At 71.2% G+C, this 16,559-nt stretch carries 11 protein-coding genes; 5 read left to right on the top strand and 6 right to left on the bottom strand.

What is annotated here, in order from left to right; all coding sequences use genetic code 11:
• Both H504_RS0113970 and H504_RS0113965 read right to left on the bottom strand, forming a co-directional pair.
• A partial coding sequence (locus tag H504_RS0113970; RefSeq protein WP_026423293.1) for an amino acid permease occupies positions 1 to 634 on the bottom strand: 634 nt, incomplete at its 3' end.
• Positions 635 to 1,015: 381 nt separating this feature from the next.
• Positions 1,016 to 1,684 (bottom strand): GPP34 family phosphoprotein, encoded by a 669-nt coding sequence (locus H504_RS0113965; protein ID WP_026423292.1) that lies wholly within the window; start codon positions 1,682 to 1,684, stop codon positions 1,016 to 1,018.
• Between the two features lie 556 nt (positions 1,685 to 2,240).
• On the opposite strand from H504_RS0113965, the gene H504_RS0113960 reads away from it, so the two are divergent.
• Positions 2,241 to 2,933 carry a hypothetical protein gene (locus tag H504_RS0113960; RefSeq protein ID WP_035304290.1) on the top strand — a complete coding sequence of 231 codons (693 nt, stop codon included), beginning with the start codon at positions 2,241 to 2,243 and terminating at the stop codon, positions 2,931 to 2,933.
• A 15-nt stretch (positions 2,934 to 2,948) separates the two neighbouring features.
• Entirely contained in the window at positions 2,949 to 5,258 is a 2,310-nt protein-coding gene (locus H504_RS34930; protein ID WP_051385821.1) for a zinc metalloprotease, read from the top strand.
• A gap of 7 nt (positions 5,259 to 5,265) precedes the next feature.
• Here H504_RS34930 and H504_RS0113950 read toward each other — a convergent pair whose 3' ends face one another.
• The 4 genes from H504_RS0113950 to H504_RS0113935 are packed head-to-tail and all read right to left on the bottom strand — an operon-like array spanning position 5,266 to position 13,464.
• Positions 5,266 to 5,610, bottom strand: coding sequence for a hypothetical protein (locus H504_RS0113950; RefSeq protein WP_211239316.1), 345 nt, complete (start codon positions 5,608 to 5,610; stop codon positions 5,266 to 5,268).
• A 54-nt stretch (positions 5,611 to 5,664) separates the two neighbouring features.
• Positions 5,665 to 6,459: a transglutaminase domain-containing protein gene (locus H504_RS0113945; RefSeq protein ID WP_211239315.1), complete on the bottom strand. Its 795-nt coding sequence runs from the start codon at positions 6,457 to 6,459 to the stop codon at positions 5,665 to 5,667.
• A gap of 46 nt (positions 6,460 to 6,505) precedes the next feature.
• Positions 6,506 to 8,971 carry a SpoIIE family protein phosphatase gene (locus tag H504_RS34925; protein WP_084467671.1) on the bottom strand — a complete coding sequence of 822 codons (2,466 nt, stop codon included), beginning with the start codon at positions 8,969 to 8,971 and terminating at the stop codon, positions 6,506 to 6,508.
• 8 nt (positions 8,972 to 8,979) lie between these two features.
• Complete coding sequence (locus tag H504_RS0113935; protein WP_035304289.1) at positions 8,980 to 13,464, bottom strand: HAMP domain-containing protein; 4,485 nt, start codon at positions 13,462 to 13,464, stop codon at positions 8,980 to 8,982.
• A 134-nt stretch (positions 13,465 to 13,598) separates the two neighbouring features.
• Between H504_RS0113935 and H504_RS0113930 the strand changes: the two genes are divergently transcribed.
• The 3 genes from H504_RS0113930 to H504_RS0113920 all read left to right on the top strand — a co-directional run bounded on the left by H504_RS0113930 (position 13,599) and on the right by H504_RS0113920 (position 16,256).
• Entirely contained in the window at positions 13,599 to 13,994 is a 396-nt protein-coding gene (locus tag H504_RS0113930) for an ATP-binding protein (protein WP_026423287.1), read from the top strand.
• A 198-nt stretch (positions 13,995 to 14,192) separates the two neighbouring features.
• The gene (locus H504_RS34920) at positions 14,193 to 15,308 is read left to right on the top strand and encodes a PLL family lectin (RefSeq protein ID WP_051385818.1); all 1,116 of its coding nucleotides are present in this window, start codon (positions 14,193 to 14,195) and stop codon (positions 15,306 to 15,308) included.
• 162 nt (positions 15,309 to 15,470) lie between these two features.
• Positions 15,471 to 16,256 carry an AfsR/SARP family transcriptional regulator gene (locus H504_RS0113920; protein ID WP_026423286.1) on the top strand — a complete coding sequence of 262 codons (786 nt, stop codon included), beginning with the start codon at positions 15,471 to 15,473 and terminating at the stop codon, positions 16,254 to 16,256.
• Positions 16,257 to 16,559: the final 303 nt, after the last annotated feature.

Below are 16,559 nucleotides of genomic sequence, written 5' to 3'. Positions count from 1 at the left end.
ACCCGAGCACCGCGAGACCCAGCAGCGGACCGAGCGCGGCACCGAGCAGGTCACCCACGTTCAGGCCCGCGAGGTTCGGCCCACCCGGCGCCGGGTGCGCCACGTTCGCCACACTGTAGACCAACAGCAGCGCCACCTCGGCGGCCAGCAGCACGAGCAGCACCCGCGCGGAGTGCTTGATCCGGCGCAGACCCAGCACCGCGACCACCGCCCACGCCACGAGCGCGATCCCCCACCACGGCACGTCGACGCCGAACCACTTGGCGAGCAACGGCGCGAGAGTCGGGCCAATCGCCCCGTACAGTCCGATCTGCAGGGCGTTGTAGGCCAACAACGCCACCCAGGACGCGCCGACCCCGGCAGGCCTGCCGAGGCCGAGGCTGACGTAGGTGTAGAAGGCGCCCGCGTTGGGCACCCGGCGGGCCATCGCGACATAGCCGACGCTGAACACGGCCAACACGGCGGCGATGATGATGAACGCGAGCGGTAACCCGAGCTTGCCGGTGGCGGCCAGCCCGGTCGTCACGATCGCGGCGCACACCGTCAGCGGGGTGGCGGCGGACGCGGTGAAGAACACCACGCCCGCGGTCGACACGCGTTGCCCGGCCAGTGTTTGGGCTGCGGTTGTGGACACGGTCTCTCCTCTTGGGACCAGGTGGGGAAGATGGCGGTCGGTTCGGGCGGACAGGGGGCAGACGCCGGATCAGGACCGGGTCGAGGCTCGGTCAGGTCGGGTTGTAGGCGATCAAGTGGGTCAAGGCCCGGTCGGGACCAGGTGGTCGCGGGCTCGCGTCGGTGCGGGCTGGATCAGGACTGAGTCGCGGCTTGGTCGGGTCGGGGCTGGGCCAGGTGGGTCGGGTCCGGGTGAACGCTGAACTCACGTCGGGGCGGGCACTGGATCAGGACCAGGTCGAGACTTGGTCGAGTCGGATCAAGCTGGGTCAAGGCCGGATCCGGGCCTTGGTCGCGGCTTGGTCCTTGGTCACGGCGGGGGTCGGGGCGGATCGGAGGCGGGTCAGAACAGCGGCGTCACGGCCTCGGTGACCAGTACCTCGGTCGCGTGGTTGACGAGTTGGCGTGCGCTGGAGGTGAGGTGGTCGTGTAGTTGCCGGTCGAGTTCCTCGTGTACCGACGGGGCGCAGTGGCTGAGGATTTCCCGGTCCCGGCCGGTGGCGCGCAGCAGCGCGGCGAGCAGCAGGTCGGTCGGTGACAGCGGCCGCGGGACGCCCAGCGTGCCCGCGATGCGCACGCCCGCGGCGGCCGCCGTGCTCAGCGACGGCGGCACGTACAGCTCCAGCGGCCTGCGCAGCAGCCTGCGCCGGGAGGTCCGCACCACCTTGCCCGCCGCCAGCATCCGGTGCCGCACCAGGTCGGCGATGTTCCGGGCGACCAGGACCCGGATCCAGTCCTTGGCGACCACCACGGTCTGGTCCTTGCGCACCCACTGCCGGACCCGTTCCTGCAGCTCGTCGGCCACCGCGACGTCCGCGACGCGCAGCCTGCCGTCGTCGATCACGACGTGCCGGGTCAGCACCAGCTCGCCCAGCACGGCGGCGGCCAGCCCCACCGCGAGGGCCTGCGGTTCCAACCGTTGTTCGCCGGTCATGTCGTCCAGTCCGGAGAGGAAGAACTCGTCGGCGAGCAGTCCCGGTTCGCTCTTTCCGTATTGCGCCGGTCGGGTCATGCCGGACACCGCTGCGTTTGGCAGCGCGGTGGCCGGGTGTACTGGTCCGGGCGGGTTGTCCGCCGCCACTGGACAGGTCGACTCACGGTCCTCACTTCTTCGTGGTGTGCGCCCGGGAGGATATGGGCCTTCTCCGGTGCAGCGGGATACCTCCCGGCGAGTCACCACCCGATTGGCGCAATGCCGTACACCATGTTCGATCTTGACCACGCACGGGACCACCGGATGACTGGTAGCGCTCCCCGTGTGTGTGACGTCACTACGACATTCGGGTGGCCGGGACGGTGAAGTGAGCGCTGCTCAACGGTCGTCCAAATCGGATCAGCCGAGGTGTTCACAGTGGATCGTGAAGTCTTTTCACCCCACGTGTAGACGATTGGCAAAATAGTGCTTGGATACCCGGCGGGCTAGATCACGAAACAACGCCTGCAAGGCCACCATCAGCACCGGGAGGCCCGGAAAATGTCTCTCGACCACCGAGAAACATTTCTCCGACGACGTCTCACTGTTCCTTCACACCGTTTCACCGGCCCGCGCCAGTGGTACCGATCGCGACATGGAGCGAACCAACCAGGCCAATGACCTGCCGCCGTTGTCCGCCGCCGACCTGGCCGCCGAGGCGGGCACCGCGCTGCCGGACAAAGAGGTGTACTCGCTGCTCGACCTGAACGTCGACCTCGACCTCGGGCTCGACCTGGCCGCCCCGATCGACCTGGCGGTGGCCGCGAACGCCAACGTCGCCGCGCCCATCGACGCCGCGGTCGGCGCGAACGTGCTCTCGCACGGCTCGACCGCGCAGGCCATGGCCGAGCAGGCCGCGGGCATCACCCAGGGCATCCACGGCAACTCGGTCGCGCACTCGCACCAGGACAGCGGGATCGACCAGTCGGCGACCGACCACGGCAACCCGGCCCCGACCAACCCCACCGGCCCGACCACCCCGACCACGCCGCCCGCCCACACCGGCAGCACGGCCGACGTGCCCGGCGACATCGAGGGCGCGCTCAACGGCGGCCTGCTCAACGTGGACGCCAACATCAAGGGCGACCTCAACCTCACCGCCCCGATCAACGGCGCGGTCGCCGCCCAGGCCAACGTGGCCGCCCCGATCGACGCCGCCGTGTCGGCCAACATCGGCTCGGACGCCTCCCAGTCCGCCGCCGTCGCGCACCAGACCGCCGTGATCAACCAGGACATCCAGGGCAACGCCGAGGCCACCGGCGAGCAGAGCGCCGACATCCACCAGTAAGGAAGGGCCGCCCTGATGAGTGTCACCTCGGGGCCCGGCACCTCGACCGGGCGGGACGCGAGCGCGTCCCGCCCGGCGGTGGTTCCGCGCCGACCCAATTCCGAAGCCCCGCCGCGCCGCGCGGACGGGGTGCGGTTGATCGGGGAGATGCGCGGTTCCGGCTACCGGCGCCCACCGGCGCTGGTGCGCCGCGCGGACGGTCAGGTGCTGCAGTTGACGCCCCTGCTGTACCGGGTCCTGGAAGCGGTCGACGGCGAGACCGACCACGACGGCATCGCCGCCCGGGTCGGCACCGCCATCGGCCGCCGGGTGACCGCAGACGACATCCGGACCCTGCTGGACGCGAAACTGCGTCCGCTGGGCGTGCTGAAGGGCGCCGACGGAAGCGATCCCCGGCCGCGCAAGGCGAACCCGCTGCTGGGGTTGCGGCTGCGGTGCGTGATCTCGAAGCCGGAGCTGACCCGCCGGGTGACCGCGCCGTTCACCTGGCTGTTCCACCCGCTGGTGGTGCTGGCGCTGGTCGCCGCGTTCGTCGGGGTCGGCTACTGGGTCCTGTTCGACAAGGGCCTGGCGGGCGCGGCGTACCAGGCGTTCAGCCAGCCTTCGTTGCTGCTGCTGGTGTTCGCGGTGACCATCGTGTCCGCGGGCTTCCACGAGTTCGGCCACGCCGCCGCGGCCCGCTACGGCGGCGCGACTCCGGGCGCGATGGGGTTCGGCGTCTACCTGCTGTGGCCCGCGTTCTACACCGACGTCACCGACAGCTACCGCCTCGGCCGCGCGGGTCGCCTGCGCACCGACCTCGGCGGGCTGTACTTCAACGCCATCATCGCCGTCGCCATGTTCGGCGCGTGGTGGCTGTCCCATTGGGACGCGTTGCTGCTGGTCATCGCGACGCAGTTGCTGCAGATGGTCCGCCAACTGGCGCCGATGGTCCGCTTCGACGGCTACCACGTGCTGGCCGACCTGACCGGCGTGCCGGACCTGTTCCACCGGATCAAGCCGACGCTGGTCGGTCTGCTGCCGCACAAGTGGCGCTCACCGGAAGCGACCGTCCTCAAGCCGTGGGCACGGGCGGTGGTGACGCTCTGGGTGGTCGTGGTGGTCCCGATGCTGATCACCAGCCTGCTGCTGATGGTGCTGACGCTGCCCCGGCTGGTCGGAACCGCCGTGCACAGCGTGCAACAGCAGTCGCTGGCGCTGGGGGTGGCGTTCGACAAGGGCGACCTGGCCCGAGCGGGCGTGCGCGTCCTGGCGATCATCGCCGTGGCGGTGCCGGTCCTGGGCTCGCTGTACATGATGGTCCGGATGGTGAAACGGACAGGCGCCAAGGTGGGTCGCTGGTCCGCGGGCAAACCCGGCCGACGGGTTGTCGCCGTGGTCGCGCTGGCGGCGGTACTGGCCGGTTTGGCGTGGGCGTGGTGGCCGGACAGCGACCGCTACCGTCCGATCCAGCCGAACGAACGCGGCACCGTCCAGGACGTCCTGCCCATGGGCGCCGCCGCGCCGCGCGGGGTCGCCGACCGGGGAACCGCCGCTGCCCCCGTTGCCTCCACGCGGAAACTGTTGATGCCGCAGGGTTCCACCGTGCCCACCCGGGACAAGCCCGTCCCCGCGCTCGTGCTGCGCCCGGTCGGCGCCGACCCGTCGACCCCCGGCTGGGTCTTCCCGTTCGACCGCCCGGACCCGCCCCGCCCCGGCGACAACCAGGCGCTGGCCATCAACACCACCGACGGCTCGGTGAAGTACGAGGTCTCCTTCGCCCTCGTCTGGGCCACCGGCGACACGGTCGACAACCGCAACGAGGCCTGGGCCCTCGCGAGCTGCCACACCTGCGCCACCGTCGCGATCGCGTTCCAGGTCGTGCTGATCGTCGGCCAGGCCAACGTGATCGTCCCGGAGAACATCGCGGTGGCGGTGAACCACTCCTGTGTGGAATGCCTGACCTACGCCCTGGCCTCCCAGCTAGTGGTCACCGTGTCCCACCAACCGAGCGCGGCCGCACTCACCGAGATCACCACCATCTGGTCCCGCATGACCGCCCTCGCCACCCAACTCCGCGGCATGACCGCCACCCAGATCGACGCGGCCCTGGAAGGCGTCAAACAGGACATCGCGGCCGTACTGCAGAAGGACGCCCCACCGTCGTCGAGCGCGCCGGTGACCACGTCGACCAAGGCCACCAGCACAACCACCAGCACCCCGCCGCCGTCGTCGTCCGCAACCCCCACGACGACACACAACACGTCGTCGGAGGCACCGACATCGGAACCCTCGACAACAGTCCCGACCTCCGAGCCATCCCCCACGGCGCCGACGAGTCCGTGAGGCCCCGTCAGCGGAACTCGCGCACCACCTCGATCAGACCGACGATGTGGTCGTTGAACTCGGCCAACTCCTCAGCCGGGACCCACAACTCCAGGATCGTCCGCCCACCCGCCTGCCGCACCGGGTACCGCCCGAGGAACGCACTGTCCACTTCGAACCTGGTGACATAGCCCGCACCGTCGTGCCGAACATTCCAGTCCCGCGCGATCCGAACGGCGTAGTCCTCGTTGAGCACCGGGTAGAAGACGGGCTGCTCCGGCAACCTCGGCGGCCAGGCACGCCACCCGGACTCCTCGACCAACCGCAACTCCACCGGCCCCACCGGCCGCCACAACGTGGTCGTCTCCACCACCGCCACCTCCCCGGTCGCGGACCCTACCGAGCCCCAACCCCCGCCCGCGAACCACTAATGGCTCGACCGGATCAGGGTGTCCGGAACGCGCAGGTCGGGGTGGGTGTAGAGGTCTGCGATCGCCGCGGGGTCGTCGGTGGCGCACACGGCAGCGACCCGGTCGATTAGGGTGTCGTACTCCGAGTCGGTGGTGCCCGCGTAGGCAGCGGTCATCTGGCCCCATTCGTCCCAGGGGAGGGTCTCGACTTTGTTGAGGCAAGCCAGGTCACGGACGGCGTTGCCGCTGATCTCGGCCGGTCCGAAGTTCTCCGTGCCGTACACGCCGTAGTGGGCGGCGTCGATCTGGCCGCAGCGGTGTGCTTGCCAGGCTTCGCCGCCGGTGCGGAACTGGTCGGGGGTGAGGTCGTGGGCGTTGGCGACAACGGTTCCGCCGAGGGTTTCGGGGTCGAGGCGGATCCAGCGGGTGCCTGCGTGGTACTCGACGATCCAGTGGTCGAGCCCGCGGTCGGGCTGGAAGTAGGTGGCGAAGCCACAGCGAGCGCGGGCGGCTATGCCCTGGTACCGCAGCAACGCGCAGGCGAGCACGGCGAAGTGGCGGCAGGTACCGATGACCCGGTGCTCCGGCGGCCGTCCGGCGGTGAGCGGGCCCGGGTCGAGGGTGAGCAACGTCCGGACCAGGTCGCGGGCGGGCCGCAGTTGGTTCTCGGCGAGGCGGGTCTGGTCGGGCGCCTCGTGCGGTTGGATGACCAGTTCGCGCACGAGAGCACAGATGGCGACCGGGTCGGCGGGCAACGACAGTTCGTGGTCCAACTCGGTGAACGGGCCCGCGGTGGCGAGGTCGAGTGCCATGCGATCCACTGTAGACATCATCCACGAGCGTTGCGACGACCAAGGGTCACCGCAACTGGAAGCCGACGATGCAGGTGTCGTCGTCCGTGTCCGAGTTGCTGTGGGTGAGGAGGCGGTCGAGGCGTTGGTCGAGGGTGGGGGTGCCGCGGGCGGCGGTGACCAGGAGGCGGGACAGGGACTCCTCGACGGTGCGGTCTTTTCGTTCGATGAGGCCGTCGGTGTAGAGGAGCAGGGTGTCGCCGGGGGAGATGGTGAGTTGTGATTCCTCGTAGGCGGGCGACGCCAGGCCGCCGAGGAGGGGGCCGCCGATCAGGGGCAGGGTCGCGGCTTGGCCCTGTTGGATCAGCACCGGCGGCAGGTGACCGGCTCGCGCCCACCGCAGCGATCGGGTGGGCGGGTCGAACAGGGCGCAGACGGCGGTCGCGGTGACGTGGTCGGTGAGGTGGCGGGTCACCAGGTTCAACCAGCTCAGCAGTTGCGCGGGACCGGCGCCGGTGGCGGTCAGGCCGCGCAGGGCGTTGCGCAGGACGACCATGCTGGTGGCGGCCTCGATGCCGTGCCCGGCGATGTCGCCGACGCACAGCAGGATCTGCTTCGAGGGCAGCACGACCGCGTCGTACCAGTCGCCGCCGATGAGGTGTTCCTTCTCGGCGGGGCGGTAGCGGACGGCGACGTCCAGGTGCGGGGTGCGCAGGGCGTTCTGCGCGGGCGGCATGATCGCGTGCTGCAACTGCAGGGTCAGCCGGTTGCGTTCGACGGCCTGCTGTTCGCTGTGCGCCAACTGCTCCCGGGTCGCCGCGAGCGCCACCTCGGTCCAGTGCTGGGCCGAGATGTCCTGGTAGGCGCCGCGGACGGCGTGACCGTTGTCGGGCACCGGTTCGGCGATGACCCGGATGTGCCTGGCCACCCCGTCCGGACGGCGCAGCCGGAACGCGGTGGACGCGGGCCGGTGGTGGTGCAGCACGGTCCGCAGGAACCGGCCGATGACCACGGCGTCGTCCGGGTGCGCGTGCCGGGTCAACTGCTCCAGCGGCACCGGGTCCGCGGTGGGCGGCAGCCCGTAGAGGGCGAACAGCTCGCTGTTCCAGTCGATCTCGCCGGTCACCAGGTTCTCCTCGAACCCGCCGATCCGGCCCAGCCGCTGCGCGTGCTGCAGCAGGTTCGCCAGCCTGGTCGCCTCGTCCTCGACGTGCCAGACGACCAGTACCGCGCCGCCGACCCGGCTGACCGCGAGACCGATGGCGGCGGTCAGCGGGACCTGCCGCACCAGTGCCGCGAAGTCGACCCGGTCGGCGCGGAACGGCTCACCCGTCGCGAACACCCGCTCCACCCGGTCCGACAGCCCACTCGCCGAGAGCGGGTACGCCTCCAGCAGCAACGCCCCGATGACCTCGTCGCCCGGTCTGCCGAGCAGGCCGAGCAGCCGCGGGTTGGCGTGCGTGATCCGGAAATCGGCCAGGCCGCCGGTGCTGTCGCGGTGCGGGCGCAGCACCATGGCCGGGTCGCGCAGGCTGTCGGCGAGAACGGCCAACTCACCCACCTCGTCACCCGCGTTCGCCCCCGCCACCACGGTGCCGGGCTCGTCCAGGGTGTGCGCGCACAACCGCGCCAGCGCGACCAACTGCCGCCACGCGGTCGGCGCCAACTCGCCCACCGGCCGCGGCCAGCACACCTCCAACACACCGACGATCCGGCCGCCGAGCATCGCCGGGACCGCGGCGCGCGCCCCGTCCGGCACGTCCCGCTGCCCGATCGAGGGCAGTGTCGACGCCGAGAGCGACGGCACCCACTCGACGTCGCGCTGGTCCACCGCGCGCCGGGCCGGGGTCTCCACCCCGGGCGGCACGTACTGCCAGCGGCCGCCCTCGTCCGCGGCGAACCCGGCGGCGCCGACCAGCGCCAACGACAGGTCGGCGCCCACCGACCACACCGCGACCGCGATGGCGTCCAACGGCACCAAAGCGTGTTCCAGCAACGACTCCGCGATGCCCTGCGTGTCGTTCGCCGCCACCACACCGGTTTCCGCCATCCGCAGCCGCAACGCCACCGGCACGGCGGTCCCACCATCCCCGGCGCTCTCGGAGCCCACAGCGTCCCGAGTGTCCACAGTGTCCTGAGCGGCCCTTGTGTCCTCTGTGGCCTTGGTGCTGTCGGCGTCCCCGGCAACCAGTTCGGTGATGAACTGGCGCGCGGCCTCGCTCAGCCCGTCCTGGGCCGCCTGGTCGACGATGTCGGCCGCCAGTTCCAGCTCCGAGCGCCCGGCCCGCCGCGCCAGCCCGGCCAACTGCGCCGCTGCCGCCGCCGGACCGCAGTGCAACCGCTCCACCAGCACCCCGCGGGCCAACTCCAGCAGCGCGCGGCCGTCGGCGTTGGCCTGCGCGTGCCGGACCTGGGCGCGCAGCCGCTCGACCGTGTCCGCCAACCGGTCCACCTTGTCTGCCGCGCCCACCGTGTCCAGTGAGTCCAGCACGTCAGGGCGGCCCTGGCCGGGCAGCTCGCGGGGAGTCGGCACGGGCGGCCTCAGTCGCCCAGCCAGCGGTGCACGCGGGCCATCAGGTCGTCGGCGTCCAGCGGTTTCGTGACGTAGTCGGTGGCGCCCGACGCCAGGCTTTTCTCCCGGTCGCCCGGCATGGCCTTGGCGGTGACGGCGATGATCGGCAACTCGGCGTGCTCGGGCCTGGACCGGATCGACGCGGTGGCCGCGTAGCCGTCGAGCTCCGGCATCATCACGTCCATCAGGATCAGGTCGACGTCCGGGTGCTGGTCGAGGATCTCGATGCCGCGGCGGCCGTTCTCCGCCTGCAGCACCCGCATCCCGTTCAGCTCCAGGATGCTGGTCAGCGCGAACACGTTGCGGGCGTCGTCGTCGACCACCAGCACCTTGCGACCCGCCAACCGGTCGTCCACGCTCGGCGCCTGTACCGACCCGGTGGACCGCACCAGCGGCAGCACGTCGTCGGCACCGAGGTGCAGCGCTATCCGCTCGCGCAGTTCGTCCAAACTGGACAGCAGCTCCAGTCGCCGCCGGTCGCCGTTCGCGCGCAGCGACGCCTCCTGCTCGGGGGCGAGGCGCCGGTTGTTGTAGGCCAGCACCGGGACCGCGCGGGACGTCGGGTCGCCGGGCAGGTCCCGCAGCAGCCGGACCGCGGCGTCGTCCGGCATGTCCAGTTCCACCGCGACGCAGTGGAACGGCCCACCGGCCAACGCGGCCGCCGCCTCCTGCGCGCCGACGGTGGTGATCACCTCGATCGGCCGGTGCCGCTCGCCCAGCTCCCCGGTCACGTCGATCACCGCGCTCTCCGCGACCAGCGACAGCAGCCCGCGGGCCCGCTGCTCGACGACCAGCAACCGGCGCGGCTCGACCTGGCCGGGTTCGGCGTTCTCCCCCGGACCGGTCTCCGGCCGGGACTCGAAGTCCGGCCGGGTCACCGGCAGGTACAGGGTGAAGGTGGACCCGCGACCGGGCGCGCTCTGCGCGGTGACCGCCCCGCCGAGCAGGTGCGCGATCTCCCGGCTGATGGACAGCCCCAGCCCGGTGCCGCCGTACTTGCGGCTGGTCGTGCCGTCCGCCTGCTGGAACGCCCCGAAGATCGACTCCAGTTGCTCCTCGGCGATGCCGATGCCGGTGTCGCGGACCCGGAACGCCACCACCGGCCCGTGCGGGGACACCGGGTGCGGCGGCTCCGCCCGCTCGGCCAGCTCTATCACCAACTCCACCTCGCCGGCCTCGGTGAACTTCACCGCGTTGGACAGCAGGTTGCGCAGCACCTGCCGCAGCCGCGAGTCGTCGGTCAGCAGGTGCGACGGCACGTCGACCGCCGTGGTCACCCGGAACCCGAGGTTCTTCTGCGTGGTCAGCGGCCGGAACGTGGCCTCCACGTAGTCCAGCAACTGCCGCACCGCCACCCGCTCCGGGGTGACGTCCATCTTCCCAGCCTCCACTTTGGACAGGTCGAGGATGTCGTTGATCAGTTGCAGCAGGTCGGAGCCAGCCGAGTGGATGATCCCGGCGTACTCGACCTGCTTGGCGGACAGGTTGCGGGTCGGGTTCTGCGCCAGCAACTGGGCCAGGATCAGCAGGCTGTTGAGCGGGGTGCGCAGCTCGTGGCTCATGTTCGCCAGGAACTCCGACTTGTACTTCGACGCCAGCGCCAACTGCTGCGCCCGCGCCTCCAGCTCCTGGCGGGCCTGCTCGATCTCCAGGTTCTTGGTCTCGATGTCCCGGTTCTGCGCGGCCAGCAACGCCGCCTTGTCCTCCAGCTCCGCGTTCGACGACTGCAGCTCGTCCTGGCGCACCTGCAGCTCGCTGGACCGGGCCCGCAGCTCCTCGGTGAGCCGCTGCGACTGCTCCAGCAGCTCGTCGGTGCGCGCGTTGGCGACGATCGTGTTGACGTTGACGCCGATGGTCTCCATGAGCTGGTCCAGGAACGCCCGGTGCACCTGGGTGAACGCCCGCACCGAGGCCAGCTCGATCACCCCGAGCACCTGGTCCTCGACCAGGATCGGCAGCACCACCAGCGCCGACGGGTCCGCCTCACCCAGCCCCGAGGTGATCCGCACGTACCCGGCGGGCAGGTCGTCGACCGCGATCGTCCGCCTGCTCCGCGCCGCCTGCCCCACCAGCGACTGCCCCGGCGCGAACCGCCGCCCGCCCGGCCCGCCCGGGTGCCCGTAGGACCCGATCAGCCGCAGCCCGGCACCGTCCTCGGCCAGGTAGAACCCGCCGTACTGGGCGCCGACCAGCGGGACCAGCTCGTCCATCACCAGCGCGGCGACGACGCTGAGGTCCCGGTGGCCCTGCATCAACCCGGAGATCCGGGCCAGGTTCGACTTGAGCCAGTCCTGTTCCTGGTTGGCCTGGGTCGACTGGCGCAGCGACTCCACCATCGAGTTGATGTTGTCCTTCAGCTCGGACACCTCACCGGAGGCGTCCACGCTGATCGACCGGGTCAGGTCGCCCTCGGCCACCGCGGAGGTCACCTCGGCGATCGCCCGCACCTGCCGGGTCAGGTTCCCGGCCAGCTCGTTGACGTTCTCGGTCAGCCGCTTCCAGGTCCCGGACACGCCCTCCACCTCGGCCTGACCACCCAGCCGACCCTCGGTGCCCACCTCGCGGGCCACCCGGGTGACTTCGGAGGCGAACGACGAGAGCCGGTCGACCATGGTGTTGATCGTGGTCTTGAGCTCCAGGATCTCCCCGGACGCGTCCACGTCGATCTTGCGGGTCAGGTCGCCCTGCGCGACGGCGGTGGTCACCTGGGCGATGTTGCGGACCTGGCTGGTCAGGTTGTTCGCCATCGAGTTGACGTTGTCGGTCAGGTCCTTCCAGGTGCCCGCCACGTTCGGCACCCGCGCCTGCCCGCCGAGCATGCCGTCCGTGCCGACCTCGCGGGCGACCCGGGTGACCTCGTCGGCGAACGCGGACAGCGTGTCGACCATGACGTTGATGACCCCGGCCAACGCCGCGACCTCGCCCTTGGCGTCGACGTTGATCTTCCGCGACAGATCGCCCTTCGCCACCGCCGTCGCCACCTGCACGATCGAGCGCACCTGGCCGGTCAGGTTCGACGCCATCACGTTCACCGACTCGGTGAGCGCCTTCCACGTGCCCGACACGCCCCGCACGGTCGCCTGACCACCCAGGTTCCCCTCGGTGCCCACCTCGCGCGCCACCCGGGTCACTTCGTCGGCGAAGGCGGAGAGCTGGTCGACCATCGTGTTGATGGTCTCCTTGAGCTCCAGGATCTCACCGCGCGCGTCGACCCGGATCTTCTGCGACAGGTCGCCCTTCGCGACGGCGGTGGTGACCTGGGCGATCGACCGCACCTGCGCGGTCAGGTTGTCCGCCATGACGTTCACCGACTCGGTGAGCGCCTTCCACGTACCGGACACGCCCTTCACGTCCGCCTGGCCACCCAGCCTGCCCTCGGTGCCCACCTCGCGAGCCACCCGGGTCACCTCATCGGCGAACGCCGAGAGCTGGTCGACCATCGTGTTGATCGTGTTCTTCAACTCCAGGATCTCACCGCGCGCGTCCACGGAGATGTTCTGGGACAGGTCACCGCGGGCGACGGCGGTCGCGACCTGGGCGATCGACCGCACCTGCGCGGTGAGGTTCCCGGCCATGAAGTTCACCGAGTCGGTCAGGTCCCGCCAGGTACCGGACACACCCTTGACGTCGGCCTGACCACCGAGGATGCCCTCGGTGCCCACCTCGCGAGCCACCCGGGTCACCTCATCGGCGAACGCCGAGAGCTGGTCGACCATCGTGTTGATCGTGTTCTTCAACTCCAGGATCTCACCGCGCGCGTCCACGGTGATCTTCTGGGACAGGTCACCACCGGCGACCGCGGTGGTCACCTGGGCGATGTTGCGGACCTGGTTGGTCAGGTTGCCCGCCATGAAGTTCACCGAGTCGGTCAGGTCCCGCCAGGTGCCACCCACCCCGGGCACCTCGGCCTGACCACCCAACCGACCCTCGCTGCCCACCTCGCGCGCCACCCGGGTGACCTCGTCGGCGAACGCGCGCAACTGGTCGACCATCGTGTTGACGGTCTCCTTGAGCTCCAGGATCTCGCCCCGCGCGTCGACATCGATCTTCTGCGACAGGTCGCCCTTCGCCACCGCCGTCGCCACCTGGGCGATGTCGCGCACCTGGGTCGTCAGGTTCCCCGCCATCGCGTTCACCGAGTCGGTCAGGTCCCGCCAGGTCCCCGACACCCCCTTGACGTCGGCCTGACCACCCAACCGACCCTCGGTGCCCACCTCGCGCGCCACCCGGGTGACCTCCGAGGTGAACAGCGACAACTGGTCCACCATGCCGTTGAACACCGTGGCGATCTCACCGAGCAACCCGTCCGACGCGTCCGGCAGCCGGGTGCCGAAATCCCCGTCGCGCACCGCGGTCAACCCGGCCAGCAGCCGCCGCAACTCGGCCTCACCCACCCCGTGCGCGGCCGGTCTGCCCGGCCCGGTTTGGGCGCTGTCCACTCGCGGGTCGCTCATCGCCCATCCCTCGTCACGGTGCCCGCCGGTCGGCGGAGGGAACACCGGTAACCGTACTCAAGCCCGCCAGCGCGTACGTCCCGCGTCCGGGCGGTACCCTCACACCGACCCCCGGCAAGGAAGGCACCCCGCGGATGGACACGCCCCCACCCCTCTCGGTGCGCGTGCCCGCCAAGCCGGACCACCTCGCCGTGCTGCGCGGCGAACTGCGCGCCTGGCTCACCGCGGCCGCCGTGTCCACCGCCCGCGGCGGCGACATCATCCTCGCCGCCGACGAGGCGCTCGCCAACGCCATCGAACACGGCTACGCCGGAACCGACGTCGGCGAGGTCCACCTGCGCGCCACGGCGGACGAACACACCGTCACCGTGACGGTCACCGACCACGGCACGTGGAAACCACCCACCGGCCAACCCGGTCTCACCAACGGGTGGGGGCTGCCGCTCATCACCGCCCTGGCCGAACACGTCAGCCTCGACCACGCCGACGGCGCCACCACCCTGCTGGCCCGCTTCCGCCGCACCACCTGACCCGGACCAACACCGGGCCGACACGCACGCAGCGTCACCCCCGGTGCGGCCGAACCGGTTGTCCCACAACGCCATCAGCGCCGGGCAAGGCCACTGCAAGCACCGGGCAAACCGGACCGCCGAACATCGGCCCCGAGCGCCCCCCGGGTGCTGGTGGGCGGTCCACGCCCGCACGGGGAGCGGTCAGGAGGAACCAGGATGCGCGCGTTGCTGCACCGGGCGCTGGCCACCACCCTCGCCGCGGCCACCGCGCTGGTCGGCGTGGCGGGATCGGCCGGGGCCACGCAGAACCAGCGTAACGACGTCGGCTTCGGCCCCGTCGCCACCTTGAGCCCCTCGGTCGGCCGGGACGTCGACGGCTCGCTGGCCGTGTTCACCCGCGGCGCCGACAAGTCGCTGTGGTACGACAACCAGGCCACCCCCGGCGCGGGCTGGGGCGGCTGGCGCAACATCGGCTCCGGCCAGGTCGCGGGCAAACCCGTGGTCGACCGGGACGCGGACGGCCACCTGGTCGCCTTCGCCCGCGGCACCGACAACGCCCTCTGGTGGCGCACCCAGACCGACGCGGGACCGTTCGGCCCGTGGGTCCGCATCGGCGGCGGCCTCACCGACGACCCGGCCGTGGCCCGCGACGCCGACGGCTCGCTGACCGCCCTGGTCCGCGGCACCGCCGGTGACCTGTGGGCGTGGAAGCAGGACGCGCCCAGCGGCACGACCGGCACCTGGACCGGGCTCGGCGGCGGCATCGTCGGCACCCCCGCGATCGCCGCCCAGTCCGACGGCCGCCTGGTCGCCGTGGTCCGCGGTACCGACAACGCCGTCTACGTCAAGACCCAGTCCGACATCAACGGCGGCTGGCAGCCCGACTACGGCTACCTCGGCGGCGTCATCACCGCTCCCCCGGCCGCCCAGCGCGGCGTGGACGGCAAGCTCTACCTGTTCGTCCGCGGCACCGACGGCGCCCTCTACGTGCTGCCGCAGACCGAGCCGAGCGGCGCCTACGGCACGTACGCCTACATCGGCGGCTACTGGACCCCGGACCAGTTCGCCGTGAGCAGGCAGGCCGACGGCCGACTCACCACCGTCAACCGGGGCGGCGACAACGCGTTCTGGACCGTCACCGAGACCTCGGCGGGCGCGGGCACCTTCACCGCCCCGGTCAGCATCGGCGGCAAGTTCTCCGGCGGCGCCGCGCTCGGCGTCAACGTGGACGGTCGACTGCAGGTCTTCGGGGTCGGCACCGACCGGCAGGTCTGGTCCGCGGTCCAGACCGCGCCGGACGCCGGTTACGCACGGTTCACCATCACCGACTGACCACCGCGCCGGTCGGCTGACCCGCCTGCTCCATTCCGGCGGTCAGCCGACCGGCGCCGCACGGGTTGCGCCGCTTTCCGGGTCACCCCACGGTGATTGTGGACGGTGGCATAGTCGGGGCTGGCGCTTTCCGCCGGTACCACCGACTTTCCGGGAGGCCAGGTGCGCGACGACCCAGGCGGACTCGACATCCTCGGCCCGCTGCGCGCCCACCGCGGCGGCCACCCGCTGCCCACCCCGGTCGGCGTGCAACGGGTGGTCCTGATGGCCCTCGCCGTCGCCCGTCGAGCCGTCACCCAACGCCACCTGCTCGACCTGGCCTGGCCCGACTCGCTCCCGCCCTCCGGCATGAAGGCCCTGCACGTGGCCGTGTCCCGCCTGCGCGGCTGGCTCCGCGACGCCCTCCCCGGCGCCCGGATCAACCACGACCACGACAGCTACCACCTCGACCTCGGCCCCTTCGGCACCGACGCGGACCGCTTCGAAGACCTCGCAGGCCGCGGCCTCGACCCGCGAACCCACTGCCGCGTCCAACACCTCACCGCCGCCCTGGCCTTGTGGCGCGGCCCCGTCCTCGACGCCCACCCGGTCGCCGCGGATTTCCCCACCACAGCGGGATGGGACCTCACCCGCACCGCCGCCGCCTGCACCCTCGCCGAAGCCGCGATCACCTCCGGCCACCACCTCACCGCCGTCCCAGCCCTGGCCGCCCTCGCCATCGAACGCCCCCTGGACGAGGCCGTCTACGCGAGCTGGGCCCGCCTCCTCACCGCCTGCGGCCGCCAAGCCGAAGCGGTGGCCGTACTGAACACCATCCGCACCCGCCTGGTCGACGAGCACGGCCTGGAACCCGGCCCCGTGCTGCGAGCCGCCCTGCAACAGGTGCTCACACCCTCATTCCCCGACTCCCCCTACGCCATCCCCTGCGCCCAGGCGGCCACCAACTGACCACAGTAGACAGACAACAGGTGCGCAGGCGTTGACCAGATGCGGATCCCACTCGAGTGGCCACACCGGGGCCGGTGGCGTAGTGGCTGATCAGGTCAGTGGCCATGGCGCATGCTCGCGGCGAAAGCCGTTGCCGCGCAATCGAATCCGCTCCGTCCAAGATCACCGTGCAGAGCAGCCCCCGATTTCCGGCCTAGCCCCAGCCACCGACAAGTCCCACACCTCGACGCACAGCCCTGTGGATACCTCGGTGCCAGTCCTCATCTCGACGAACAGCCGACGCGAACATGGACTCGGTGCCGA

This window comes from Actinokineospora inagensis DSM 44258 (assembly GCF_000482865.1).
In the GTDB taxonomy this organism is placed as follows: domain Bacteria; phylum Actinomycetota; class Actinomycetes; order Mycobacteriales; family Pseudonocardiaceae; genus Actinokineospora; species Actinokineospora inagensis.
Note: the sequence above shows the minus strand (reverse complement) of the source record. Positions and strands in the feature narration are given on the sequence as shown.